This is a genomic window from Mesorhizobium humile (genome assembly GCF_033977215.1).
Classification (GTDB): Bacteria; Pseudomonadota; Alphaproteobacteria; order Rhizobiales; family Rhizobiaceae; genus Mesorhizobium; species Mesorhizobium humile.
In genome coordinates this window covers 228,569-253,649 of record NZ_JAVIIV010000007.1, presented here as the reverse complement: position 1 = coordinate 253,649, position 25,081 = coordinate 228,569, and the positions used below count along the sequence as shown (strand labels likewise).

Annotated in this window: 10 protein-coding genes; 4 read left to right on the top strand and 6 right to left on the bottom strand. The window is 64.6% G+C overall.

Features of this window, described 5'->3' with window-relative positions:
- Positions 1–193 precede the first annotated feature (193 nt).
- The 6 genes from RFM52_RS13860 to RFM52_RS13835 all read right to left on the bottom strand — a co-directional run bounded on the left by RFM52_RS13860 (position 194) and on the right by RFM52_RS13835 (position 14,919).
- Complete coding sequence (locus RFM52_RS13860; protein ID WP_320297028.1) at positions 194–2,527, bottom strand: ABC transporter ATP-binding protein; 2,334 nt, start codon at positions 2,525–2,527, stop codon at positions 194–196.
- Positions 2,528–2,578: 51 nt separating this feature from the next.
- Positions 2,579–3,736 (bottom strand): ABC transporter permease, encoded by a 1,158-nt coding sequence (locus tag RFM52_RS13855; protein ID WP_320297029.1) that lies wholly within the window; start codon positions 3,734–3,736, stop codon positions 2,579–2,581.
- Between the two features lie 12 nt (positions 3,737–3,748).
- Positions 3,749–4,783: an ABC transporter permease gene (locus RFM52_RS13850; protein WP_320297030.1), complete on the bottom strand. Its 1,035-nt coding sequence runs from the start codon at positions 4,781–4,783 to the stop codon at positions 3,749–3,751.
- Between the two features lie 220 nt (positions 4,784–5,003).
- Positions 5,004–6,656, bottom strand: coding sequence for an ABC transporter substrate-binding protein (locus RFM52_RS13845; RefSeq protein ID WP_320297031.1), 1,653 nt, complete (start codon positions 6,654–6,656; stop codon positions 5,004–5,006).
- Positions 6,657–6,934: 278 nt separating this feature from the next.
- Positions 6,935–12,988, bottom strand: a complete 6,054-nt coding sequence (locus RFM52_RS13840) for a translocation/assembly module TamB domain-containing protein (protein ID WP_320297032.1) — start codon at positions 12,986–12,988, stop codon at positions 6,935–6,937.
- Positions 12,989–12,990: 2 nt separating this feature from the next.
- Positions 12,991–14,919 (bottom strand): autotransporter assembly complex protein TamA, encoded by a 1,929-nt coding sequence (locus RFM52_RS13835; RefSeq protein WP_320297033.1) that lies wholly within the window; start codon positions 14,917–14,919, stop codon positions 12,991–12,993.
- A 277-nt stretch (positions 14,920–15,196) separates the two neighbouring features.
- Between RFM52_RS13835 and RFM52_RS13830 the strand changes: the two genes are divergently transcribed.
- The 4 genes from RFM52_RS13830 to RFM52_RS13815 all read left to right on the top strand — a co-directional run bounded on the left by RFM52_RS13830 (position 15,197) and on the right by RFM52_RS13815 (position 25,067).
- On the top strand, positions 15,197–20,677 hold the full coding sequence (locus tag RFM52_RS13830; RefSeq protein WP_320297034.1) for an alpha-2-macroglobulin family protein: 5,481 nt from the start codon (positions 15,197–15,199) through the stop codon (positions 20,675–20,677).
- Positions 20,678–20,798: 121 nt separating this feature from the next.
- Positions 20,799–22,889, top strand: coding sequence for a penicillin-binding protein 1C (gene pbpC / locus RFM52_RS13825; protein ID WP_320297035.1), 2,091 nt, complete (start codon positions 20,799–20,801; stop codon positions 22,887–22,889).
- Positions 22,890–23,076: 187 nt separating this feature from the next.
- A complete protein-coding gene (locus tag RFM52_RS13820; protein WP_320297036.1) occupies positions 23,077–23,835 on the top strand; it encodes a M15 family metallopeptidase in 759 nt (252 codons plus the stop codon).
- A gap of 203 nt (positions 23,836–24,038) precedes the next feature.
- A complete protein-coding gene (locus tag RFM52_RS13815) occupies positions 24,039–25,067 on the top strand; it encodes a sulfate ABC transporter substrate-binding protein (protein WP_320297037.1) in 1,029 nt (342 codons plus the stop codon).
- Positions 25,068–25,081 lie beyond the last annotated feature (14 nt).

Genomic DNA, 25,081 nt, shown 5'->3' with positions numbered 1-25,081 from the left:
CGGTGCAGAATTCTGGACCGCCGCGGCGCTTCCAAGTCACGGCATGGATCCTCGGGTCTGCGCGCGTCGCTTCGCTCCTTGCTCCGCCCGTGGATGACGACCGCGATAGGCGTCTCGGCCAATCGCCAAGGCATGGGATCTGCCAACGCACACATAGCCAACCGGTCAAAACTTCTGTGATAAGGAACCGGGGCTAGTGCCGCCTTGTCGTATCTTTCGGCTTTTTAACACCCGTTTCCGATGTCTCGTCGCGGACTTCGTGGCGACGGGCTTTCATGCCGGCCTTGTCCTGCTCCACCGCGTCCCCGATCTGGTCGGCTTCCGCGCTGCCCGTTTTGCCACGTGGGCGTTTCGGCGCCGTTCCCGCAAGGCCTGGCCCCGCGCCCTGCGGCGCATCTTCCGGCACGCCCTCATGCGCGGCATGTTCCTTGTCGAACTTGATGACCGGCTCCATCTTCGCCAGCACGTCGTCGGCAAGCCAGCACAGGCTCATATGGCCATCGCCGAGGTTCTTCACCGGCGGCACCTTGGTCTCGCACAGATTGTCCGGGACCAGCTTCTTGTAGCCGCAGCGCGTCTGGAACGGGCAGCCGGTCGGCGGATTCATGGCCGACGGGATGTCGCCTTCCAGCACGATGTGCTTCTTGACCACGCTGGTGTCGGCGATCGGGATCGCCGAGAGCAGCGCCTCGGTATAGGGATGGTAAGGCGGCGAGAAAATCTGGTCGGTCGTGCCTTGCTCGACGATGTAGCCGAGATACATGACGACGACGCGGTCGGCGATGTAGCGCACCACCGACAGGTCGTGACTGATGAACAGCATCGTCGTCTTGTTCTTGCGCTGGATATCCATCAACAGTTCGGTCACCGCCGCCTGCACCGAGACGTCGAGCGCCGAGACCGGCTCGTCGGCCACCACCACTTTGGCATCGCCGGCAAAGGCGCGCGCCACGCCAATGCGCTGCTTCTGGCCGCCCGAGAGCTGGCGCGGCTTGCGGGTCTCGAAGGCCCGCGGCAGCTTTACCAGATCGAGCAGCTCCAGCATGCGCTGGCGCCGCTCGGCGACATTCTTGCCGACTTTGAACTTCTCCAGCGTTCGGATGATCTGCGAGCCGACGCTGTGGCTGGGGTTCAGCGTGTCGAACGGGTTCTGGAACACCATCTGGATCGAAGACACGGTCTCGACATTGCGGTTCTCGATGCCGGTCGACTGGATCTCCTTGTTGCCCAGCGTCACGGTGCCGGAGCTAGCGGTCTCCAACCCCAGAAGCACCTTGGCGAGTGTCGACTTGCCGCAGCCGGATTCGCCGACGATCGCGACCGTCTCGGATTCGCGCGCGGTGAACGAGATCGTCTCGTTGGCTTTGACGACGCGGCCTTCGCTTGAGCCGAACACCTCGCTGCCGCCGACCTTGTAGTATTTCTTGAGATCCTCGATCTTGAGCACCGGCGCGCCGGGCTCGACCTTTTCGTTGACCTTCTTGGCGCCGGGCGGCAGCGCCTCCCAGTCGATCTCGTTGAACCGCACGCAGCGCGAGAAATGCCCCTCATGGCCGTCGACCGGGATCATCGGGATTTCCGCGGCGTTGCAGACGCCCTCGACGAAATGGTGGCAGCGCGGGCCGAAATTGCAGCCCTTCGGCCGCTCATGCGGCAGCGGCAACTGGCCGGGAATGGAGATCAGCGGCCGCGAGTTCTTGTCGGCGCCGGGCAGTGGGATCGAGCGGAACAACCCTTGCGTATAGGGATGGCGCATCCGGTCGAACACGTCCTCGATCTTGCCGGTCTCGACCGCCTCGCCGGAATACATCACCGTGATCTTGTCGCAGGTCTCGAGGATGAGGCCGAGATTGTGCGACACGAAGATCATCGAGGTGCCGAACTTCTCGCCGAGCCCCTTGACCAGTTCGACGATGCCGGCCTCGACGGTGACGTCGAGCGCGGTGGTCGGCTCGTCGAGCAAAAGCAGCGCCGGCTTGGACAGCAGCGCCATGGCGATGACGATGCGCTGCTGCTGGCCGCCGGAAAGCTGGTGCGGATAGGAGCGCATCATGCGCTCCGGATCGGGCAGCCTCACCGCCCGCACCATCTCCAGCGCGCGATTATGCGCCTCTTCCTTCGACACCTTGTCGTGGATCAGCGGCACTTCCATCAATTGCTGGCCGATCTTCATCGCCGGATTGAGGCTCGCCATCGGCTCCTGGTAGATCATGGCGATCTTGTTGCCGCGGATGGAGCGTAGCTCCTCCTCGGAGAGCTCGCCCATGTCCTTGCCCTGGAACTTGATGCGCCCGCCGACGATCTTCCCGATATTGGAGAGGTCGCGCATGATGCCGAGCGACACGGTCGACTTGCCGCAGCCGGATTCGCCAACGATGCCCATCGCCTCACCGGGCATCACCGTGCAGGAAAAATCCATCACGGCAGGGATCTCGCCCTTGCGGGTGAAGAAGGAGATCGAGAGGTTCTCGATCTCGATGATCGGCTGACCGGTCGCCTTGGCTGGATCTCGAACTGCCTCGTTCATGGGTCGCTCCAATCCTTGGTTCTCTGGAAGATGGGGCTCAACGCCCCACCATCAATCCTTCATCGATTGCTCACGCAGCGAGTCCGCCAAAAGATTCAGCCCCAGCACGAACGACATCAGCGCGATCGTCGGCGGCAGCGCCGGGTGGATGAAGGAGCGCAACAGGCGGCTGGCGTCCTTGATCGCGGTGCCCCAGTCCGGGCTTTCCGGCGCCAGGCCGAGGCCGAAATAGCCGAGCGTTCCGAGCAGGATCGTCGTGTAGCCGATGCGCAGGCAGGCATCGACGATCAGCGGACCGCGGGCATTGGGCAGGATCTCCCACAGCATGATGTACCAGGGCGATTCACCGCGCGTCTGCGCCGCCGCCACATAATCGCGTGTCTTGATGTCCATGGTCAGCCCGCGCACGATGCGGAACACGCCGGGACTGGAGGCGAACACCACCGCCACGAAGATGTTGAGCTGGTTCGGATCGATGTGGACGATGTGCAGCGGATCCTTGTCGAAGACGAGGCCCACATAGATCCAGCCGCCGACGATCAGCGTGATGCCGAGCAGGATGTAGAGCCGGTCTGGCCGGTTCTTGAAACGCGTCCAGAACAGCACGCTGAAGAATATGATCGGGAACAGGAAGAACAGGCCTGCCATCGCATAGGGGATCGGCGTGTCCATGATGCCCGGCGTTACCAGCAGGTAGAACAACAGGATGACCGGGAAGGCCAGCACCAGGTTGGCCAGGAACGACAGCAGCGTGTCGATCTTGCCGCCATAGTAGCCGGCCGGCAGGCCGAGCGTGATGCCGACCATCAGCGCGAAACCGGTCGCCGCCGGTGCGATGATCAGCACGATCTGGCTGCCAAAGACCATGCGCGAAAACACGTCGCGGGCAAGCTTGTCGCCACCGAAATAGTAGACGAGCTTCGACGCCGGCTCGATCGCGCCGGGCAGCGTGTCCTTCATGATCGACACCTGCGCCAGCGGGTCGAAGGGCGAGATGGTGGAGGCGAAAATCGCCGTGAACAGCCAGAACAGGCAGATGAAGACGCCGGCAATGCCGACGCCGCTGTCGAAAAGCTGGCCGTAGAGGCCGAGCTTCTTCTTGAAGGCGAAACTTGCACCCATCACCAGGAGAAGCCCCACCCATACCGGCCAGAAGCGCCAAAGCACGCCGACCACGATGTCGAAGGCACTGATATATTCGGTCTGCATCCGCCCTGCCCCCTATTGAACCCTGATACGCGGATTGAGGAACGCGTAACCGACGTCGGAGATGAGCTGCGTGATCAGCACGATGAACACCGAGACCAGCGAGCAGCCGAGCAGCAGATCGATGTCGTTGTTGCCCGCGGCTTCGACCAACGTGTAGCCGAAGCCCTGGTAGCGGAACATGACCTCGACGATGACGACGCCGGTGAGCAGCCAGGGAAACTGCAGCATGATCACGGTGAACGGCGCGATCAGCGCGTTGCGCAACGCATGCTTGACGACCACGCTGCCGAAGGAGAGGCCCTTGAGGCGGGCGGTACGGATATATTGCTGCGTCATCACCTCGACCATCGAGGCCCGTGTCATGCGCGCGATATAGCCGATGCCGTAGATGGCCAGCGTCATTACCGGAAGTGTGAAGTTGTAGAAGGTGAGGCCCTGGCTTGCCGAGGCCGCCGATCCGTTCAGCCAGCCGAGCCACGAGGCGAAGATGACGGTGAAGATGACGCCCGACACATATTCTGGCGTCGCCGTCGAGGCGATGGAGGCGACCGAAAGCGTGCGGTCCGTGCGCGAGCCCTCGCGCATGCCGGCGAGTATCCCGATCAACAGCGAGATCGGCACCATCACCGCCAGCACCCAGAACATCAAAAGCCCGGTGGCGCCGAGCGCCGGGAAGAGTTTCGAGCCAACAGTTGTCTTGAACTTGGTCGAGCAGCCGAAATCGCCCTGCAAGACACCGGAGAATGTCGGCACGACCGGGTCATTGCAGAAAGAGAAGCGCTGCGCCGCCTTTCCGGTTGCCGGATCGGTGATCGGTTGCTTCGGCAGGACGCCCAGCCATTGGCCGTAACGCACGAAGAAATTCTGCCGGTAGCCATGATCGACCAACCAGTTTTCGAGCTGGTCGGCCGACGTGTGCATTTCGGTCTGGCTGATCGCCAGCTTCTTCAGATTGGGACCGAGATTGATCAGGAAGAAGACGATCAACGTCAGGCACAGCATCGTCAGCGCCATGGTACCGAGACGTCTCAAGATGAAAGAAAGCATGGCGGGCCCCTGCCGATGGGTTGGGGGAGCCTGATTACGCAGCCATCCCGCCACGAGGCGGAGCAAGCCGGCAAACAGACCTTCGAATGCGATCAACCCTGTTTATTGCATGACCCCGCTCGATGAGTCCGCAACTTTTTTGCTGCAGAGGCTCTCCGGTTCCAGGTCATGCAAGGAAGGGGACAAAGGGGCGGAACGCCCCTTTGTCCATTCGCTCGGATCAGGCCTGGTCGAGCCAGACTTTGCCGTAGTCGTGCTCGTAGGTCGGGTGCATCTTGTAATTCTGCACCGCCTTGACCGAGTGGCTGTAGAGCTTGCGCCAGTACGGCTGGATGATGATGCCGGCATCCTGCAGGGTCTGCTCGATGTCCTTCATCAGCTCCTTGCGCTTGGCGGCGTCGGCGACGGCAAGCGCGGCATTGAGCTTGTTGTCCCAGTCCGGATTCGACCATGCGGTCTCGTTCCAGGCTTCGCCGGTGCGGTAGCCGATCGCAAGAACCTGCACGCCAAGCGGCCGCATGTTCCAGTTGGTCATCGACAGCGGATACTTCGTCCAGTCGTTCCAGAAGGTCGAGCCGGGAAGCACCGTGCGCTTTACCTTGATGCCGGCGTCGCGGAGCTGGGCGGCGATCGCGTCGCCGGTGTTCTTGTGCCAGTCCTCGTCGACCGTGATCAACTCGTGCTCGAAATCGGCCTGACCGGCTTCCGCCATCAGGGCCTTGGCCTTGGCGGCGTCGCGCTTGATCTTCGGCAACTCGAAATATTCCGGATGGATCGGGCTGACGTGATGGTTCTCGGCGACCGTGCCGGCATTGCCGTAACCGAGCTGCAGGACGACGGCGTTGTCGACGCCGAGCTGCAGCGCCTGACGAACCTTCTGGTTGTCGTAGGGCTTGTTGTTGACATTGGTGCGGCACACGATGGTGGCCGCCGTCACGACCTCGGATTTCACCAGGTCCATCTTGTCGAGGATCGAGACATAGTCGGCCGAGGTCTCGAAGTTGGTATGCACTTCACCAGCCTCGAAGGCGCTGACCATGGCGCCCGGATCGGTGCCGTAGTCGATGAACTCGATGCCGTCGAGAAACACCTCGCCGTCCCACCACTTGTTGTCGGCGCGGCGCTTGTAGACGACCTTCTGGCCAACGTCGTAGGAGACGAGCTCAAACGGGCCGGTGCCGATCGGGCAGGCTTTGAAATCGCCGCCCTTCTCGTCGAAGCTCTTGTGGACGATCAGGCCAGGGTAGTCGCACATATTCGGGATCAGCGCGATGTCCGGCTTGCCGAGTTTCAGCTTGACGGTCATGTCGTCGACCTTGGTCACGGCGCTCTCGTCGAGCTTGTCGTCCTTGACCAGCGTGCCCAGGCGACCGGGCATCGAATTGCCCTCGGCCTTCTTGTCGCCCCAGCGCTTGAGGTTGAAGATGACGTCGTCGGCGGTGAAGGCATCGCCGTTCGACCAGGTCACGCCCTTGCGAACATGCAGCGTGTATTCGGTGGCGTCGTCGTTCACGTCCCAGCTTTCCAACAGGTAGGGACGGAAGGTGTATTCGGTGGTGTACTTGACCAGCGGCTCGAGCGCCTGGCGCTCGGCATTGGCGATTTCCGACCAATCGGCCTTGCGCGGATCCTTCGGATCCTTGACCCATTGAGCGACCTTCAGCGTGCCGCCCTTCTTGCCCTTAACGTCATCGGCTCTCGCAGGGGTCGGATCAGCGAGACCGAGCAGGCCGTAGGCCATCGCCGTGGAGGCTCCGAAGACGCTGGCCAAGGCCAGGAATTCGCGGCGGTCGACCTTTCCGGCCTTGGCTTCTTCGGCCAGGGCTAGGATGTGATCCGGAACGCGGTCGCTGTTACTCTTATAGATTGTCATGACTATCTCCCATTGTTGGCTTTCCGCCTTTTAACATTCCGCATCCAGGCCCTCATGTCAAAGAGGGTATGGAGTGAGAAACATTGTTTAGGGACTCTGCAACTTTGGAATGAGACCGGTTCGCGCGATAGCGACAGTCTTGACGCAAATTTGCTAGTGCGCCGCACATTTCCGGAAAAATCGAATCGGGTGATTAAATCAAGACATTTTAGGCGGATAAGGGCTTCGGTGGCGCGGCGAATGCCTCCCTGGCCCGACAGCGGGGGAACGCCGCGCCCTCAGTATTCGCGTTCGTAGAAGACGCCGCCCTTTGCTTCGCCGGCGTCATTGGCCTCGCCGCGCAACTTCACGCCGCGGCCGACATTGAGGTCGATCGTGGCCTTGCCGGAGCCTGGCTTGTCGCCCTTCTGTATCGTCACATAGGTGCGGTCGTTGAGGTATTTTCCTGCCGAAACCGCGGTGCCGCCCTTCTCGTCCGTCGTCACGTCGAGATCGTCGACGCCGATCGCGCTTTGCAAATTCTCGAGCAGCGAGGTCGAGCCGCCGACGCCGGCCAGCTGCGCGGCTGCGCTCGCAAGCTGCGCGATCTGCAGCGGCGACAGTTTCGACATGGATTGGCCGAAGATGAGCTGCGCCAGGACCTCGTCCTGCGGCAGCGCCGGCACCGAGGAGAAGGTGAATTTCGGATTGGTCGCCTCCCCCGATACGAGGATCGTGACCGTGGCGCTGCTGGTCGTCGTGGTCGCCGTCATGTTGAGGTAGGGCACCAGCGACCCCTGGAACCCGATCGTGCCCTCGGTGAAGGTCAGCCGCTTGGAGAGGATGATCAACCGTCCGCGCTGCAGGGTGAAAGTGCCGACCGCCTGCGGCGCCGAGGCAGGTCCCGTCAACTTCAGCGAGCCGCCGAGCTCGGCGTCGACGCCCCTGCCCTGGATGAAGATCTGGTTCGGTGCGTTGACCGTCACGTCGAGCGTCAGGCCGCTGCCGCCCTTGCTGCCGCCACTGGCCGTCGCCGGGCGCAGCGCCTTGTCCTGCGCCCGTACGGACGCCGGCGCATTCTTGTGCTTCACGTCCAGCGCCGAAAGCGAGCCCGGCAGCTTGTCCGGAACGGTGATGACCGTCCTCGCCAGGTTGATGGTGCCGGCGATCACCGGCGCGGAGACGAGCGGCCCCTTGATCGTCAGGTCGCCGCCGAGATTGGCGGTTACCACCCGGCCGTCGGTGTAGCGGCCATCGGTGAGCTTGATCGACAGGTCGGCCGGAAAACCTTGCGCCGGCGTGATGCCAACCGTGCCGCTGGCCGACAGCTTGCCTCGTGTCGACAGCGTTCCGGTGAGCCGATTGATCCTGGCGACGCCGCCGCCGATCGAAACGTCGGCTGCGATGTCGTTCACCGCCAGGCCGGAACGCGCATCGACCAGCCGGGCGCCGGACGTGCTGACCGTTCCGCCGATCACCGGCGACGATGCCGGACCGCGCACCTGGACATTGACATTGGCTGTCCCGGTCAGTCCCAGCCCTTGCGCGGCGAGCTTCGAGGCAAGGAAGGAGAACGGCACCTTGCCGTTGAAGTCGAGCACCAGGGCCGGCGTACCCGCCGTCGTCACCGAGCCGCCGCCCTTGAGGCCGAGGCCGGCGCCATCGCTGATGTTGGCGTCGAAGGCGAGCTTGTTGCCGGCAAAAGTTCCCGACGACGACACATTCATGCCACCGAGCCCGGCGCCACGCGTCTGCGAGGTCTGCACGCCGGAAGCATCGATGTTGAAGGCGACCGAGGGGGTCGCCGGCGCGCCGGTGACCTTGACCGTGCCCGAGACCGAGCCGGCCGCGTCGAGGCCCGGCGAAAAACTGTTGGCGAGCGAGATCGGCACCCGGGACAGGTTGGCGTTGATGTCGAGCGCCTGCGCGACCTTGCCTGTCACCGTCGCGGTGCCGCCGCCAAGGTTGAGCACAAGCCGGTCGAGTGTCGTCACGCCGTTGGCGATGGTGACCGTCGAGGCCTGCGCGATCGCGGCCTTGATGCCCTGCACCGTCGCCTGGCCCGACGCGAGCTCGATGGTCGTCGAGCCGTTGGCGACCTTCACCCGGCCGGCCGCTTTGGCCGGGATATTCTTGACGGTGGCGCCGCCCGAGAAGCCGGTCCAGTCGCCGTCGCGCTTGAGATCGACGTCGATACCGGTGATGGCGGTGCCGCCGGACGTCACGCTCTCGGCGCGCACCGTGCCGGCGATGACGGGCGCTGCCATGTAGTTCGCGATCTGCGCGTCGATGGCGACATTCCTGGCCGAGAGATCGCCGCGCTTGATCTGCGAGGTGTTCGCCTTGACCGCGACGTTGGGTCCGTTGGCCGCTTTGGTGAAAGCGATCGTGCCGCGCACATTGCCCTCGGCCTTTTCCAGGGCCAGCGCGGCGAGCGGCCCGATGTCGGGCAGGTCGAGCGACACGGTGCCGACCGGCACGAAGGCATCGTCGAGGGCAAGATCGCCGGAAATCTTGTTCGGACCGAGCGACAGCAAAAGCCCGTTGATCGCGCGGCTGCCATTTGTCGTGGCGAGCACGGCGCTGCCCTGCAGGTTCTGCCCGCCGACATTGCCGGTGAGCTGCACATTGGCTGCCGGATTGGCGGCATCGGCCTTGCCGGTAGCCGTCAGCTTCAGCCCGGTGATCTCGCGCGCCGCCACCGAAAGCCGGTCGCTCTCCACCGTCATCGACAGGTCGGGCGCGGTGACCGGGCCTTGCGCATTGAGCGCAAAGGCAATGGCGCCCTTGGCGTCTTTCGAGAGCCTTGAAACGTCGCTCAACGCGCCTCTGATCCCGGCGGCCAGCTTACTGTCGGCAAGGCTCGCCTGCCCGTCGGCGCTGAGCGCGCCCGAATTCAGCTTCAGCCCGTCGACATTGACATTGCCTTTGGCATCGCGCTTCAGGGAGGCGCTCAACTGTGCGGTCTCGCCAAGCATGCCGCGCACCGCGGCCGGCAGGGCGGAAGAAGCAACATCGGCCTTCATATTGAGGTCGACCGCACCGTCGCCCAGCGATATCCGGCCGGCGACCTGACTGTTGAGCGCATCGCTTTGGAGCGAGCCGCTGTTGACGGCAACGGAATCGGTTGCCAGTCGGCCATTGACCTTCGCCGTGACCTTGCCGGCGATCAGCGGCGCGATCAACTGATTGTCGAGGCCGATCCTATCCACCGACACTGTGCCGGAGACCGGGCCTGCCCGCCGCTTGAGGTCGAAGGCATCCGAATGAAGCGCGAGCGTCAGACCATCCACCTTGGCCTGGCTGGCGGCTATGGAAGGCAGGATTGCGGACACGTCGAGCCGCGCCTGCGTGCTCTCGCCAGCCATTTTTGCCGACAAGGACTGGACCGCGATCTTGACCGGGCTTTCGGCGCTGCCGACCGTCAACGGCAGGCTGGGCCCGGATGAGGTAAGGTCGAGGGAGAAATCGCTGGCGCCGTTGGGGTTGAGGGTGCCGGCGGCCTTGCCCGAAATCCCTTCGCCCGAAAGCGTGGCATGGTCCAGGGCCACGCCGCCCGCCAGCGTGTAGCTGCCGGCAGCATCCAGATCCAGCGGCCCGAGCCCCGCCTGCCGGGTCTGGCTGGTTTCGGCGCCCGCCACCTTGGCGTTGAACTGAATGTCGGGGTTGGACGACGGACCCGTGACATGTGCCGTGCCTTCCACCGTTCCGGCCCCGTCGAGGCCGGGGACGAAATCATTGGCGAGCGCCACCGGCAAGTTGGCGAGATTGGCCGTCAGGTCCAGGGTCTGGCCCGCGCTGCCCGAAATCGTCGCCGAGCCGCCGCCGAGATTGAGAGCAAGTTTTTGGACCGTGGCGACGCCATTGGAGATGAACAGGCTGGACGGCTCCGCGATCGCCGCCTTGATGCCGCGCACGGTCGCCTCACCGGAAGCGATTTCCACTGTGGTCGTGCCGTTGGCGATCTTCACGCGCCCGGTGGCGGTCGCCGGAATGCCGGACGCCGTGGCGCCGCCGGTAAAGTTGGTCCAGTCGCCGTCGCGCTTCAAATCGATGCCGATGCCGCTGACCACGGTGGAACCAGAGGTCACGCTGTCGGCCTTGATCGTGCCCGAGATCGCCGGCCCCTTGAGATAATTGGCGATCAGCGCGTTGACGGTGATGGTCTTTGCCGCCAGGTCGCCGCGCGCGATCGACGTGCTGGCCGCGTTGATGGTGACGGTCGGCGCCTCGCCGTCCTTGGCGAAGGCGATCGTGCCGTTGATATCGCCGGTCGCAGTCTGATTACCGAGCGCTGCCAACGGCCCGATATCGGGCACGGCGAGCGTCAGCGTGCCGAGCGGCAGGAACTTGTCGTCGAGCGCGAGATCGCCCGAAACCTTGTTGTCGCCGAGCGCCAGGCTTAGCCCCTTGATCGAGCGCTTGCCGTCGGCGGTCACCAGCGAGGCCTCGATATCGAGCGCCTGGCCCTCGGCGTTGCCGGTCAGCGAGATGTCGGCCGACGGGTTGGCGATGTCGGCCTTTCCCTTGGTCGAGAGCTTGATGTCCTTCACCGTGCGGCCGGCCGCCGTCAGGCTGGCGCTCTCGGCTGACACGGTGAAATCCGGCGCCCAGCGCGGACCGGTAGCCGTCAGCGCGAAGCTCACCCCGCCGGCAAGCGGCGTGCCGGCGAGCGACGACAGCGACGAGACGTCGCCCAGCGTGCCTTTGAGATCGGCCTGGATGTCCGAGCCTTGCGCGCTGGCGGTGCCGCTGGCGCTGAGCGAGCCGGAGGTGAGCTCCAGCGAATTGGCGGCGAATGCGCCCTGCGGATCGCGGGTCGCCGTCGCCGAAAACTTCACGCGCTCGCCGAGCAGCGAGCTGATCTGCGGCGGCAATGCCTTCGAGACGGCGTCGGCATTCATCTTCAGCGTCATCGACAGATCGGCGAGCGCCACATTTGCCGTCAGCGCGGCATTGAGCGCATCGCTGCGCAAGGTGCCCTTGTCGATGGTCACGGTCTCGCGGCTGATCGTGCCGGAAAGATCCGCGGCGAGCTTGCCGGTCACCAGCGGGGCCAGCGTCGCCACGTCCGTCTTCAGGCCGGCGGCCGCGAGCTTGATGCCAACCGGGCCGCTAAGGGTCTCGATATCGAAGCCGTCGGAATGGATCTCGCCCGTAATATTGTTGAGCTGCGTGCCGCCGACGGCCACCGAGGTGAGCGACGTGCCGATATCGACCATCGGCGCCTTGCCGTCGCCAAAGGCGCGCGCGGTGGCCTTTTCGACCGCGACCAGGATGGGAACGGCGCTGTTGCCGACATCGATGGTGACCGGCTTGTCCTTGGCGGAGAGCTCGACGGCCAGGTCGCTGGCGCCTTTCGGATCGACATTGCCGGTTGCGGCGCCGTGCACCGCTTCGCTCTCTATGGTAGCGCGCTCGATATCGACCCCACCCGACATCGTCGCCGTTCCAGCGAGGTCGAAGCTCGTCTTGCCGGCAAACAGCGCCTTTATCTTCTCCGGCAGGAAGCCCTCGAACTCGCCGTCGCCCTTGGCTTCGAAGCGGTGGCCCTTGTCGGTGAGCTGATGCCGGCCGGTCAGCTGGCTGACGATGCGGCCGTCGACCATGAAGGTGCCGACACCGCTCCAGTTGGCCAAAGGCCCGCTGCCCGAAACCACGATGTTGACGGGCGGCGCATCCGGCAGCTTGAGCAGGTTGGCGATGATGCCGCCCGCTGGTTCCGACGCCTTGAGATCGAGGTCGAGCTTGTTGTCGGCCGGCGCAAAATGGATCTTGGCGTCGACATTGCCCTGTTTGCCGTCATGGCGGGAGACGTTGAGCACGCTCTCGATCGCCAACGGCGAAGGATCGGCCTTGACCGAGCCCTTGGCGGCCAGTTCGGCGATGCCGCTGCCGGCCAGCTCCTGGCCCAGCGCGATCTCCGGCAGGTCGATCTGCTTGACGTCGATCGAAACCGGCAGGCTCGTCGAGCCACCTTGCGAGGGCTGCTGGCTCGGCTGCGGCAACCGCGCCAGCTCGATGCGTTCTGCAGCGAAGCGGTCGGCACTGAAATTCCAGGAGAGCAGCGCCGTCGGCGACCAGTCGAGCGCCACCTTGCGCGCCACCATCCAGGGGCCGGCGCGGTCTTCCAGCACCACATGGTCGAGCCTGAGCGCACCCGACCAGATGCCTTCGATGCCGCTGACCGTCACCTTGCGGTCCTCGCTCGAGGCCATCTTCGAAATCAGGCCGGCGAGGTTCTGGCGGCCACCTTCGGTTCCGGTAAGCACGACAAGCGCCCCGATTGCCACCACCAGCAAGATGAGCAGCGCGTAGAGGCAGATGCGGAGGATGCGCCAGAAAATCTTCATCGTCAGAACGCCTGACCGATGCCGGCATAGATGCCGAAATGCGGATCACCCGGATCGCGGTTGAGCGGCACGGCGGCATCGATGCGCAGCGGCCCGAACGGCGTGATGTAGCGCAGGCCGACGCCGGCGCCAACCTTCACATTCGAGAAATCGGGGAAGGATTTGGTCGAGACCGTGCCGGCATCGACGAACGGCACGATGCCGATCGTGTCGGTGACGCCGATGCGCATCTCGACCGAGGTTTCGAAGAAGGAGAGACCGCCGATCGGCTGTCCGTCGACGTCCTTCGGGCCGATGCCCTGGTAGGAATAGCCGCGCACCGAGCCGCCGCCGCCGGAATAGAAGCGCCGGTCGGCGGGCACGTTCTGCAGCCCGGTGCCGACGATCGAGCCCAGCGTTGCGCGTTCGGCGAGCACGAACCGGCTTGCCGTATCGAGCGACTGGTAGGTGTAGCCCTCACCTTTCAGCTTCAGGAAGGCCGCGCCGTTCAATATGTCGTAGCTGGGCTCGGCATAGGCGAGGAAGCGGAACCCCCTGGTCGGGTTCAGCTTGTTGTCGCGGCTGTCATAGACATATTGCAGCGGCACGCTGGCGATCAGATAAGTATGTTTGCCGAAGGCGTCGGTGATCTTCGAATAGTCGAGGTCGAATTCGGCCGAGACGCGCTGCTTCTTGTCGAGGTCGTAGGAAACGCCGACGTCGCCCTTGACCGAGAAATGGTCATAGGCATCGGGGTGTTCGAACACCGTCTTGACACCGGTGAAGAATTTCGACGTCGGCCCGAGCACGCCCGGCTTCTCGAACATGACGCCGGCATTGTAATTGAGCGCGGAAATGCTGTTGCTGCCGATGCCGCTGATGGAGCCGTCGATACGCAGCTTCTCGGCTTGTCCGAACAGGTTGCGGTGTCCCCAATAGCCTTCGAGCCCGAGGCCTTCGGTGTTCGAGAACGTGCCGCCGACGCCGAAATAGCGCGGCTTGCGCTCGCTGACCTGGACATCGATCGGGATGTTGCCGTTGGCGTCGAGGCTGTCGCCTTCCTTGATCGTCACGCTGTTGAAGACTTCAAGCCCAAGCAGCCGGTCGCGGGCATCGTCGATCTCCTGCGGAGAGTATTGTTTGCCGCGCTGCAGGCCGGCCATGTATTCGGTGAAGTCGCGATCGACCTTTTCCGTGCCCTCGACCGTCGTGTCGCCATAGCCGGCGACCGGACCGGCCGCGACCGTCAGCGTCACGTCCAGCGTCGAGCTGGCATGCTCGGCGACGATCTCGCGGTCAGTGACCTTGGCAAGCGGCCTGCCCTCGTCCTTCAGCGCCCGCACGATCAGCGCTTCGGCCTTGAGCACCGCGCCGGAGCCGGCATCGCCGCCGGCGATCAGGCCGAAATCGGCTGCCGCCAATCCCGCCGCATCGCCCTTCAGCCGGATGTTGCCAAGCGTGAATTTCGCTCCGGGGGCGACTGTGATGACCACCGGAATGGGCTGCGGCCCCTTGAACTCGGCATCCGGCGGCAATTCGTCGATCGACTTGCCGTCGATCGTGATGGTGACCACGCCCTCGTAGCGGGCATCGGCGTAGAGCGCGGCGACGAGTTGTTCGCGGTCGCCGCGCGCCTTGGCCATCAGGCCGAGCGACCCGGACACCGGATGATCCTCGTCGTTTTTCAGCGCCGAGGCGTTTTCGAGTATCTTGACCAGATCCTTGTCGGCGTCAGGCGCGTTGATCGTCACCGAATAGCGCAGCGGATCGACGATGTCGGTATCCTCGTCCTTCGACGAGCCCCAGAGCTTGATGCCGAAAATCTCGAAAGCCGCCGCCTGCCGCACTTCTCCGGCCAGCACAGTCGAGCAGACGAGCGCGAAAAGCAGGGCGCGCGGAAGCCCGCGCCCTGGCGCGAACCCTCCTGACATCTGCGTTTCATGCGCCGGCATTAAGACAACCTAGTCGACAAAACTAAAATTGGAATGAAGTTCCGTAACGTTCGTAAAGGGGCCACAATCCAATTGTCTGAAATAGACCGGGCTTGGAATTCACACCTTTTGCATTTCCGCAAGAAAGTGTGATCCGTCTCACAGAGGTTCTGTCGAAATACCGGCCTTTGGCCGGCATGGAAACCGTTCGCGGGTGAATAACCTGCGGCGATCCGGCGTTGACAAGCCTGCACGAAGCTTGATCATGCCCGGACGCTGGCGATGTCTGGAGGGTGGTATGGCAATGCGCGCGGCTCGTGGTCTTTCTTTCCTTCTTCTCATCTTTTTCGCCCTGGGCGGAGCGGCTTTTGCGGCCGAAGCCCGGCGAATCGTGACGACCGACAATTCCGACTATTTCGGTTTCGACCTGCGGTCGGAACAGAATGTCAGCCTCGACCAGTGCAAGACAACCTGTCTCGGCGATTCCGCATGCCGCGCCTTCACCTACAACACCAAGGCGAAGTGGTGCTTTCTCAAATCCGACTATAACCAGTTGAAATCCTTCACCGGCGCCGTCGCCGGCAAAGTCGCCAATGTCGATGGCGATCCCGATATCGGCGCCCCGCCGGCGCTGGCCTTCTTCCCGAACTGGATGGCCGACCAGGCCCAGCAGTTCCGCAATAAGCTGACCGACCCGGCCTATGACAAGCCGACCGAAGGCCTTTCCGCCCTGCAGGCCGCCGCCGAGCAGGCAGCACTTACCGGCGACCATCGCCTTGCCATGCAGAAATACCAGTCCGCGATCTCGGTCCTGCCCGATGACGGCGCGCTGTGGCTGGCGCTGGCGCGCGAGATAATCGCCGTGGAACCAGCGTCCAACACCACCGAACCCTCGACTTTCCCGATGAACGCCACCTCGGCGGCCTTCAATGCCTACAAGCTGGTGCGCACGGCAAAGACCCGCGCCGAGGCGCTGGCCCTGCTTGGCGCCGGCCTCGACAAACGCGACCTCTACCGGCCCTCGCTGCAAGCCTATGAGGCGAGCCTTGCGCTGGTAGGCTCGCCGGCCGTCCAGGCCGACTATGCCGACCTCAAGGCGCGCAAGGGTTTCCGTGTCGTCGAGCACACCGTCGATGCCGATTCCTCCTCGCCGCGCATCTGCGCCCAGTTTTCCGAGGAACTGGTCAAGACCGGGGTCGACTATTCGCAGTTCGTGACCGTCGACAACGCCGCGCCCAAGGCCGTCGAAGCCAAGGACAAGCAGATCTGCGTCGAAGGCCTGGAACACGGCCAGCATTACGACGTGACCTTCCGCGCCGGCCTGCCGGCCGCGATCGGCGAAACGATCGCCGCGCCCGTCGTGTTGTCGATCTACGTCCAGGACCGCGCCCCGTCGGCCCGCTTCACCGGCGACAGCTTCGTGCTTCCGGCCGGTGCCCGCCGCGGCATCCCGGTCGTCACCGTCAACATGAACGCCGCCAAGATGACGCTCTACCGCATCGGCGATCGTTCGCTGGCGCAGCTTCTGTCCGGCTATCAGTTCCTGCATCAGCTCGACGGCTACGACATTTCCACCATTTCGGACCAGATGGGCTCGCCCGTCTGGTCCGGCACGCTCGAAATCGCCAATGATCTCAACAAGGAAGTGACCACGTCGTTCCCGGTGGATGAGGCTATCCCGCAGCGCAAACCCGGCGTCTATGTGCTGACCGCGCAGCCGGTCGACGACAAGAGCGACGACTATGGTTCACGCGCCACGCAGTGGTTCGTGGTCTCCGATATCGGCCTTTCCACCTATACCGGTCAGGACGGCCTCAACGTCTTTGCCCGTTCGCTGGGTTCGGCCAAGCCGATTTCCGGCGCCGAACTGACGCTGCTTGCCAAGAACAACGAGATCCTTGGCACGGCGACCACCGACGCCGAGGGCCACGCCGTCTTCAATCCCGGCCTCACCCGCGGCGAAAACGGCATGGTGCCGGCCGTGCTGATGGCCAAGCAGGGCGACAACGACTTCGTCTTCCTCGACATGGGCAAGGCTGGCTTCGACCTTTCAGATCGCGGCGTCGAGGGGCGCGCCTCGCCGGGTGCGCTCGACGTCTATGCCTGGACGGAGCGCGGCATCTACCGCGCCGGCGAGGATGTGCATGTCGCAGCCCTCGCCCGCGACGGCGCAGCAAAAGCGGTCGAGAACCTGCCGCTGACCTTCATCTTCACGCGTCCCGACGGCGTCGAGAGCCGCCGCGTCATCAGCAATGGCGAGTCCGCCGGCGGCCATGCCGTCGACCTGCCGCTCGAGGCCAACGCCATGCGCGGCACCTGGACGGTGTCGATCTACACCGATCCCAAGCAGGCGGCGGTCGCCAGCCAGATGTTCCTGGTCGAGGATTTTGTGCCGGATCGCATCGAATTCGACCTGACCGCCGACAAGAAGGAGGTCGCCCAAGGCGAGACGGCGAACGCCACTGTCGACGGCCGTTTTCTCTACGGCGCGCCGGCCGCGGGCCTCGCGCTCGAAGGCGAGACTACGCTGTCGACCACCAGTACCTGGGACAGCTTCAAGGATTTCACCTTCGGCCTGGCCGACGAGCAGTCGAGCGAGCCAACCGTGACGCCTCTGGCCAATCTTCCCGTCGTCGGCGACGACGGCAAGGCGACCTTCCCGATCACGATCGACCAGTTGCCGTCGACCACCAAGCTGGTCAACGCCAAGGTCACCGTGCGCATGCGCGAGGCCGGCGGCCGCGCCGTCGAGCGCTCGCTCGACATCGGCGTTCGCCCGCAGCGCGACGTCATCGGCATTCGCCCCGATTTCGCCGATGACGAGGTGCCGCAGGGCGGCACGGCCAAGTTCAGCATCATCGCCGTAGACCCGAGCGGCAAGCGCGAGGACCTCAAAGGCGCGCAATGGTCGCTGGTCAAGGTCGAGCGCAATTATCAGTGGTACAGAAACAACAACTCCTGGAACTACGAGGCAGTGAACCTCACCAAGGCCGTCGCCAACGGCGCCGTCGATCTGAAGGCCGACGGCGAGGCGACCGTGTCGTTGCCCGTCGACTGGGGCCGCTACCGGCTCGAGGTCGAGACAGCCGATCCTGACGGCCCGGCGACCAGCTATGAGTTCGACGCCGGCTGGTATGTCGCCTCGACCACCACCGAAACGCCCGACGGCCTGGAGATCGCTCTCGACAAGGACACTTACGCGGCTGGCGAAGTCGCCAAGCTGAAGGTCTCGCCGCATTTTGCCGGCGAACTTCTGGTCACCATCGGCGCCGAAAAGCTGCTGAAGACCGTCACCGCTTCGGTGCCGGCCGGCGGCAGCACCGTCGACATCCCCGTCGGCGACGACTGGGGCGCCGGCGCCTATGTCACGGCGACCTTGTTCCGGCCCGGCGACGCGCAGGAATCGCGTATGCCGGCCCGCGCCATCGGCATCCAATGGCTGTCGGTCGATCCAGGCTCGAAGAAGCTTGCGGTCACGCTGACGCCGCCGCAAAAAACCGCGCCGCGCCAGCAATTGTCGATCCCGATCGCCGTCAACGGCGCGCAGGCCGGCAGCAACGCCTATGTGATGGTGGCCGCCGTCGACGTCGGCATCCTCAATCTCACCAATTACAAGGCGCCCGATCCGGAGGACTGGTTCTTCGGCCAGCGCATGCTGGGACTGGAGATCCGAGACCTCTACGGACGCCTGATCGACGGCTCGCTCGGCACCATGGGCAAGATACGCACCGGCGGTGACGGCGCTAACATGCAGGCGCAGGGCAGCCCGCCGACCGAAAAGCTGGTCGCCTTCTTCTCCGGCCCGGTCGAGCTCGATGCCAATGGCAAGGCGCGCGTCGATTTCGACATCCCGCAGTTCAACGGCACCGTGCGCGTGATGGCCGTCGCCTGGACCAAGGATGCCGTCGGCCATGCTCAGGCCGACGTCATCGTGCGCGATCCGGTGGTGATCACCGCCGGCCTGCCGCGCTTCCTGGCGCCCGGCGATGCGGCGACCATGCGTCTCGACATCGCCGATACCGATGGCCCGGCCGGCGACTATGCGCTCGCGGTCACCACGACCGGAGATCTTACGACCGGCGACAAGCCGCTGCCCGAGAAGCTGACGCTCGCCCAGGGCAAGCGCCAGTCGCTCACCTTCCCGCTGCTCGCCAAGACCGCGGGCGACGCCTCGCTCACCATCAAGCTCGCCCATGCCGACGGCACCCAAGTCGAGCAGACGCTCTATCTTCCGGTGCGCCCGGCGCAGCTTCCGGTCACCAACCGCATGGTTGTCGACCTGAAGCCGCATGGCGGCTCGTTGCGCGTCGACAAGGAGCTGCTCGCGGCAAGCATGCTCGACGGCGCTTCGGTCAGCGTCGGCGTTTCGCAGTCGTCCGCGCTCGACGTGCCGTCGCTTTTGATGTCGCTCGACCGCTACCCCTATGGCTGCGCCGAGCAGACCACCAGCCGCGCCATGCCGCTGCTCTATGTCAATGACATGGCCAAGAGCATCGGCATGGAAAGCGATCCGGACCTGCACGGCCGCATCCAGGACGCCATCTACAAGGTGCTGTCCTACCAGTCGTCGAGCGGCAGCTTCGGCCTCTGGGGTCCGGGTTCCGGCGATCTCTGGCTCGACGCCTATGTCAGCGAATTCCTGACCCGGGCGCGCGAGCAGAAATATGATGTGCCGGCGCTCGCCATGAACCAGGCGCTGAACAACCTGCAGAACTCGCTGGGCTACGATCAGGACGTCCAGGACAAGGGCAGCGAGATCGCCTATGCGCTCTATGTGCTCGCCCGCAACAAGAAGGCCTCGATCGGCGATCTGCGCTATTACGCCGATACCCAGCTCGAAGCCTTCTCCAGCCCGATGGCCGTCGCCCAGCTGGCGGCAAGCCTGGCGCTCTACGGCGACACCCAGCGTTCGGAAGCCACCTTCCAGACGGCGCTCCGGCTGGCACAGTCGGAGACCGACTACGACTGGTACCGCTCGGACTATGGCTCGCGGCTGCGTGACGGCGCGGCGATGCTGGCGCTGGCGGCGGAATCGAAGCCGGTGCCGAGCATCATGCCCCAGCTGATCAAGCTGGTGGGCGTGGCCCGCGCCGACGCCCGCTGGACGAGCACCCAGGATGAATCCTGGATGCTGCTCGCCGCGCGGGCACTGAAGGAAGGCAACGATTCCATCACGCTTTCCGTCAACGGCGCGCCGCATTCGGGCGGCTACTCCGACCATGTCGCCGGCAGCGACCTCGTCGACAGCCCGCTCACCATCGCCAACACCGGCGCGACGCCGCTACAGGCCGTGGTCACCGCGGTCGCCGCGCCGGTCGACCCGCTGCCGGCCGGCGGCGACGGCTTCACCATCGATCGCACCTACTACAAGCTCGACGGCACCGAGGCCAATGTCACCGAGGCCAGGCAGAACGAGCGCTATGTGGTGGTGCTCAAGGTCTATGAGCAGAACAAGTGGCCGTCGCGGCTCCTGATCACCGATCTGTTGCCGGCCGGCTTCGAGATCGACAACCCGAGCCTGGTTTCCAGCGCGCAATTGTCGAACTTCTCCTGGCTGGCGCAGACCGACGCCGCGCATCTGGAGTTCCGCGACGACCGCTTCGTCGCCGCCTTCAATCCGAACGAAGGCGACGGCGACCGCAACATCACGCTGGCCTATGTCGTGCGCGCCGTGACGCCGGGCACCTACGCCCATCCGGCAGCGACGGTGGAAGACATGTATCGGCCGCAATATTCGGCCCGCACCGCCACCGGCGTGATGGAGGTGAAGGCGGAATAGCGATGAACAGGTCGTCGGTGTCTTCCCTTCTCCCCGCTCACCGGAAGAAGGTGCCGGTCCACCCTCCGCAGCTGCAGCGCAGCTGCTGCGGAGGACGGGCAGGCGGATGAGGGGCAGCACCATGCTCTCCAGAAAATTCCTCAGACGCACCGCCATCGCAGGCGCTTGCCTCGCCGGCTTCGCCGCGCTTTCGATCGCTGCGCTGTGGGAACTCGACCGCGCCTTCCCGCCTCCGCTGCCGGCAAAACTGACGGTCTCGACCGAGGTCCAGGACCGCGACGGCCAGTTGCTGCGCGCCTTCGCCACGCCGGACGGTTACTGGCGGCTCGAAACCCGCCTCGACCAGGTCGACAGGCAATTCGTCGACATGCTGGTGACCTACGAAGACAAGCGCTTCTGGGATCACCGCGGTGTCGACGTCCTGGCGCTTTGCCGCGCCGCCGGCCAGCTCGTCACCAGCGGCCATATCGTGTCGGGCGGCTCGACCTTGTCGATGCAGCTTGCCCGGCTGATCGAGCCGCGCGACAGCCGCAGCCTCGGCTCCAAGCTCAAGCAGATGCTGCGCGCCATCCAGATCGAGCGGCGGCTCTCCAAGCAGGAGATCCTCGAACGCTATCTGACGCTGGCGCCCTATGGCGGCAATCTCGAAGGTGTGCGCGCCGCATCGCTCGCCTATTTCGGCAAGGAGCCGAAGCGGCTCACCGTGTCGGAAGCCGCCCTGCTCGTAGCGCTGCCGCAACTGCCGGAAAAGCGCCGGCCCGACCGCAACCTCGACATCGCGCATGCCGCGCGCGACCGGGTGCTGACCCGCATGGTCTCGGCCGGCCTGCTCGGCGAACACGAGGCCGCGCGCGCTGCCCTCGACGATGTCTCCGGCCTTCGCCGCAAACTGCCGGCGCTGGCCGCGCATGCCTCCTACGCCATGCTGCCCAGGGCCGTGCCCGGCAAGCCGCTGCAGCTCACCATCCGCAAAAGCGTACAGCAGGGGCTGGAACAGGTGGCCAGGGATGCCGCCAGGAAGCTCGGGCCAAAACTTTCCGTCGCCATGGTCATGGCTGACGCGCGCACCGGCGACATTCTGGGCGAAGTCGGCTCCGCCAATTTCTTCGACGCCAGCCGCTCCGGCTGGATCGACATGACCAGGGTGGTGCGCTCGCCCGGCTCGACACTGAAGCCTTTCATCTACGGACTTGCCTTCGAGCAGGGACTGGTGGCGCAGGAGATGATCATCGAGGACAGCCCTGCCGATTTCGGCGGCTACCGCCCGAAGAATTTCGACATGGGCTACCAGGGCGATGTCTCGATCCGCCAGGCGCTTCAATTGTCGCTCAACGTGCCGGCGATCCGCGTGCTCGACGCCGTCGGTCCGGCGCGGCTGACGGCACGGTTCCGCCAGGCCGGCGTCAACCCGATCCTGCCGGTCAACGAGGCGCCGGGCCTGGCGATCGGGCTCGGCGGCGTCGGCGTGACCTTGCGCGACCTGGTGCAGCTCTATACGGGCCTCGCCAATGGCGGCAAGATGCACACGCTGCATGACGGCACCGAGCCGGCCAATGCCGAGCGCATCACCGCCACCATCCTCGACGACCAGGCGGCCTGGCAGATCAACGACATCCTGTCCGGCGTGAAGCCGCCGGAAGGCGCCATGCAGCGCGGCATCGCCTACAAGACCGGCACCTCCTACGGCTATCGCGATGCCTGGTCCGTCGGCTTCGACGGCCGCTATGTGCTGGGTGTATGGGTCGGCCGCGCCGATGCCAGCCCCATCCCCGGCCTGTCGGGCTATGTCTCGGCCGCACCCATCCTGTTCGAAGGCTTTGTCCGTTCCGGCCTTGCCAGCGTGCCGCTGCCCAGCCGGCCACCGGGCGTCTTCAACCCCAAGCGCGAGGAACTGCCGGTGACGCTCGCGCGCTTCGGCGCCGGCGCCGACGGGCTGGTGCAGGCCACCGCCACCGAGCCGGCGCCGACCATCATCTTCCCGCCCAACGGCGCGCGCGTCGACCTCGGCACGAATTCAGCCGATGCCACGCCGCTGGTGTTGAAGCTGCAGGGCGGCCGCGCGCCGTTCCGCTGGCTCGCCAACGGCAAGCCGCTCGCCGGCATCGACCGCCGCCGCACCGCGACCTGGCAACCGGACGGCACCGGCTATTCGACGCTGACGGTGATCGACGCGGCCGGACGTGCGGCGAGCGTGAAGGTGTTCGTTGAGTAGAAGACGGCAAGCGATTCAGAGGATTGCGCTTTTTCGTCTGAGGGGCGGTGCGAGGCCCCCCTCTCTGGCCTGCCGGCCATCTCCCCCTCAAGGGGGGAGATCAGCAGTTCCGGCGCCTCGCTCCTCCTGCAACGTTGGTGATTGGCGAAACCAGTCGCGACAGCCGATCTCCCCCCTTGAGGGGGAGATGCCCGGCAGGGCAGAGAGGGGGGCCTCGCGCCGACTTTCACGGGTAGCGGCTGCGATCTTCGCAACGCTAGCGCTCCTGCCTGCCACCTCCTCTCACGCCGCGGTCGCCCCCCTTCCCGCCGGCTTCGTCAGGCTTGCCGATGTCGATCCGACCATCCGCCAGGACATCCGCTACGCCGGCGTCGAAAACTTCCTGCACCGCAAGGCAGATGGCTACGACGCCCCGGTCTGTATTCTGACCGCGCAGGCGGCGAAGGCGCTGGCCGACGCCCAGAAGGCAATGGCCGCCAGGGGCCTGACGCTGGTCGTCTTCGACTGTTATCGTCCGGCCCGCGCCGTCGCCGACATGGGCAGATGGACAAGAGAAGGCGGCCCGCCGGATCCGCAATGGTATCCGACCGTCCAGCGAGGCGATCTCATCGCCAGGGGCTATGTCGGAGAGTTGTCCAGCCATTCGCGCGGCTCGACGGTCGACCTCGCCATCGCCGAAGCCGGGAAGCAAAGCCCGGTTCATCCGGCCTGCGGCGCGCCGGACGGCGGCACGCTCGATTTCGGCACCGGTTTCGACTGCTTCGACCCGATGAGCGAGACGGCGTACCGCCCTCTTGCCACCGAAGCGGCAGCGAACCGCAGGATGCTGCTTGCCGCCATGCGTGCCGCGGGCTTCCGCAACTATGCGCGCGAATGGTGGCACTTCACCCTGGCCAAAGAACCTTTTCCAAAACAGCGCTTCGATTTTCCCGTCACCGCCAATTAAGGCGCTTAGGCTTGCCCTGACCCTTCCCGCTTCTAATTAGGCCGGCTGGCGAGGACTCATCGGCTCGCCAGTTTGAGGAAGATATTTCTTCGATCGGCGGACATCCGGCGAAAAATTGCTTCGAGGAGGTGAAAAAGGCAACATTCAATGCATCTAATTTCTATAAACTCGGTAGAGTTCGCAGCAGTTCAACGGAGGCGGGAATGACCAAACCTCATTTCAGGAAACTGCTCGGCGCGCTGGTCGCCACATCTGTCCAGTTCGGCACCCTTGGTTTCGCATTTGCCGACACCACCATCCTGAACGTGTCCTACGATCCGACACGTGAGCTTTACAAAGCCTATGACGAGGCCTTCGCCGCGCACTGGAAGGCCGAGACCGGCGAGACGGTCACCATCCAGCAGTCGCATGGCGGATCCGGCGCCCAGGCCCGCGCGGTGATCGATGGCCTCGACGCCGATGTCGTGACGCTGGCGCTCGAAGGCGATATCAACGCCATCGTCTCGAAGTCGAAGAAGATCAATCCCGACTGGCGCAAGAAATTCGAAAACAATTCAGCGCCTTACACCTCGACCATCATCTTCCTGGTGCGCAAGGGCAATCCCAAGGGTATCCACGACTGGGGCGATCTGGTGAAGGACGGCGTCCAGGTGATCACGCCGAACCCGAAGACCTCGGGCGGCGCGCGCTGGAACTATCTGGCGGCCTGGGCCTACGCCAATGCGCATGACGGCAATGACGAGGCCAAGACGAAGGAATTCGTCGGCAAGCTCTATGCCAATGCCCCGGTGCTCGACAGCGGCGCCCGCGGCTCGACCGTTACCTTCGCCCAGAAGGGCCTGGGCGACGTGCTCATCGCTTGGGAGAACGACGCCTATCTGGCCCTCGACGAATTCGGCGCCGACAATTTCGACATCGTCTACCCGCCGACCTCGATCCTGGCCGAGCCGCCGGTCGCCATCGTCGACGCCAATGTCGACGCCAAGGGCACGCGCAAGGTGGCCGAAGCCTATCTTTCCTATCTCTATTCGAAGGAGGGCCAGACCATCATCGCCAAGAACCATTATCGCCCGGCCAAGCCCGAACTGGTTCCGGCCGAGGACCTCGCCAAGCTGCCTGAGATCAAGCTGGTCACCATCGACGACCCGCAATTCGGCGGCTGGAAGAAAGCGCAGCCTTACCATTTCGGTGACGGTGGTATATTCGACCAGATCTACAAGCCGGCCCAGTGAGAGGCCGAGCCTCA

Bases quoted from the DNA above. Each gene is read 5' to 3' on its own strand.
- RFM52_RS13860 (WP_320297028.1), bottom strand. From the start codon at position 2,527: ATGAACGAGGCAGTTCGAGATCCAGCCAAGGCGACCGGTCAGCCGATC.
- RFM52_RS13855 (WP_320297029.1), bottom strand. From the start codon at position 3,736: ATGCAGACCGAATATATCAGTGCCTTCGACATCGTGGTCGGCGTGCTT.
- RFM52_RS13850 (WP_320297030.1), bottom strand. From the start codon at position 4,783: ATGCTTTCTTTCATCTTGAGACGTCTCGGTACCATGGCGCTGACGATG.
- RFM52_RS13845 (WP_320297031.1), bottom strand. From the start codon at position 6,656: ATGACAATCTATAAGAGTAACAGCGACCGCGTTCCGGATCACATCCTA.
- RFM52_RS13840 (WP_320297032.1), bottom strand. From the start codon at position 12,988: ATGAAGATTTTCTGGCGCATCCTCCGCATCTGCCTCTACGCGCTGCTC.
- RFM52_RS13835 (WP_320297033.1), bottom strand. From the start codon at position 14,919: ATGCCGGCGCATGAAACGCAGATGTCAGGAGGGTTCGCGCCAGGGCGC.
- RFM52_RS13830 (WP_320297034.1), top strand. From the start codon at position 15,197: ATGGCAATGCGCGCGGCTCGTGGTCTTTCTTTCCTTCTTCTCATCTTT.
- pbpC (WP_320297035.1), top strand. From the start codon at position 20,799: ATGCTCTCCAGAAAATTCCTCAGACGCACCGCCATCGCAGGCGCTTGC.
- RFM52_RS13820 (WP_320297036.1), top strand. From the start codon at position 23,077: ATGCCCGGCAGGGCAGAGAGGGGGGCCTCGCGCCGACTTTCACGGGTA.
- RFM52_RS13815 (WP_320297037.1), top strand. From the start codon at position 24,039: ATGACCAAACCTCATTTCAGGAAACTGCTCGGCGCGCTGGTCGCCACA.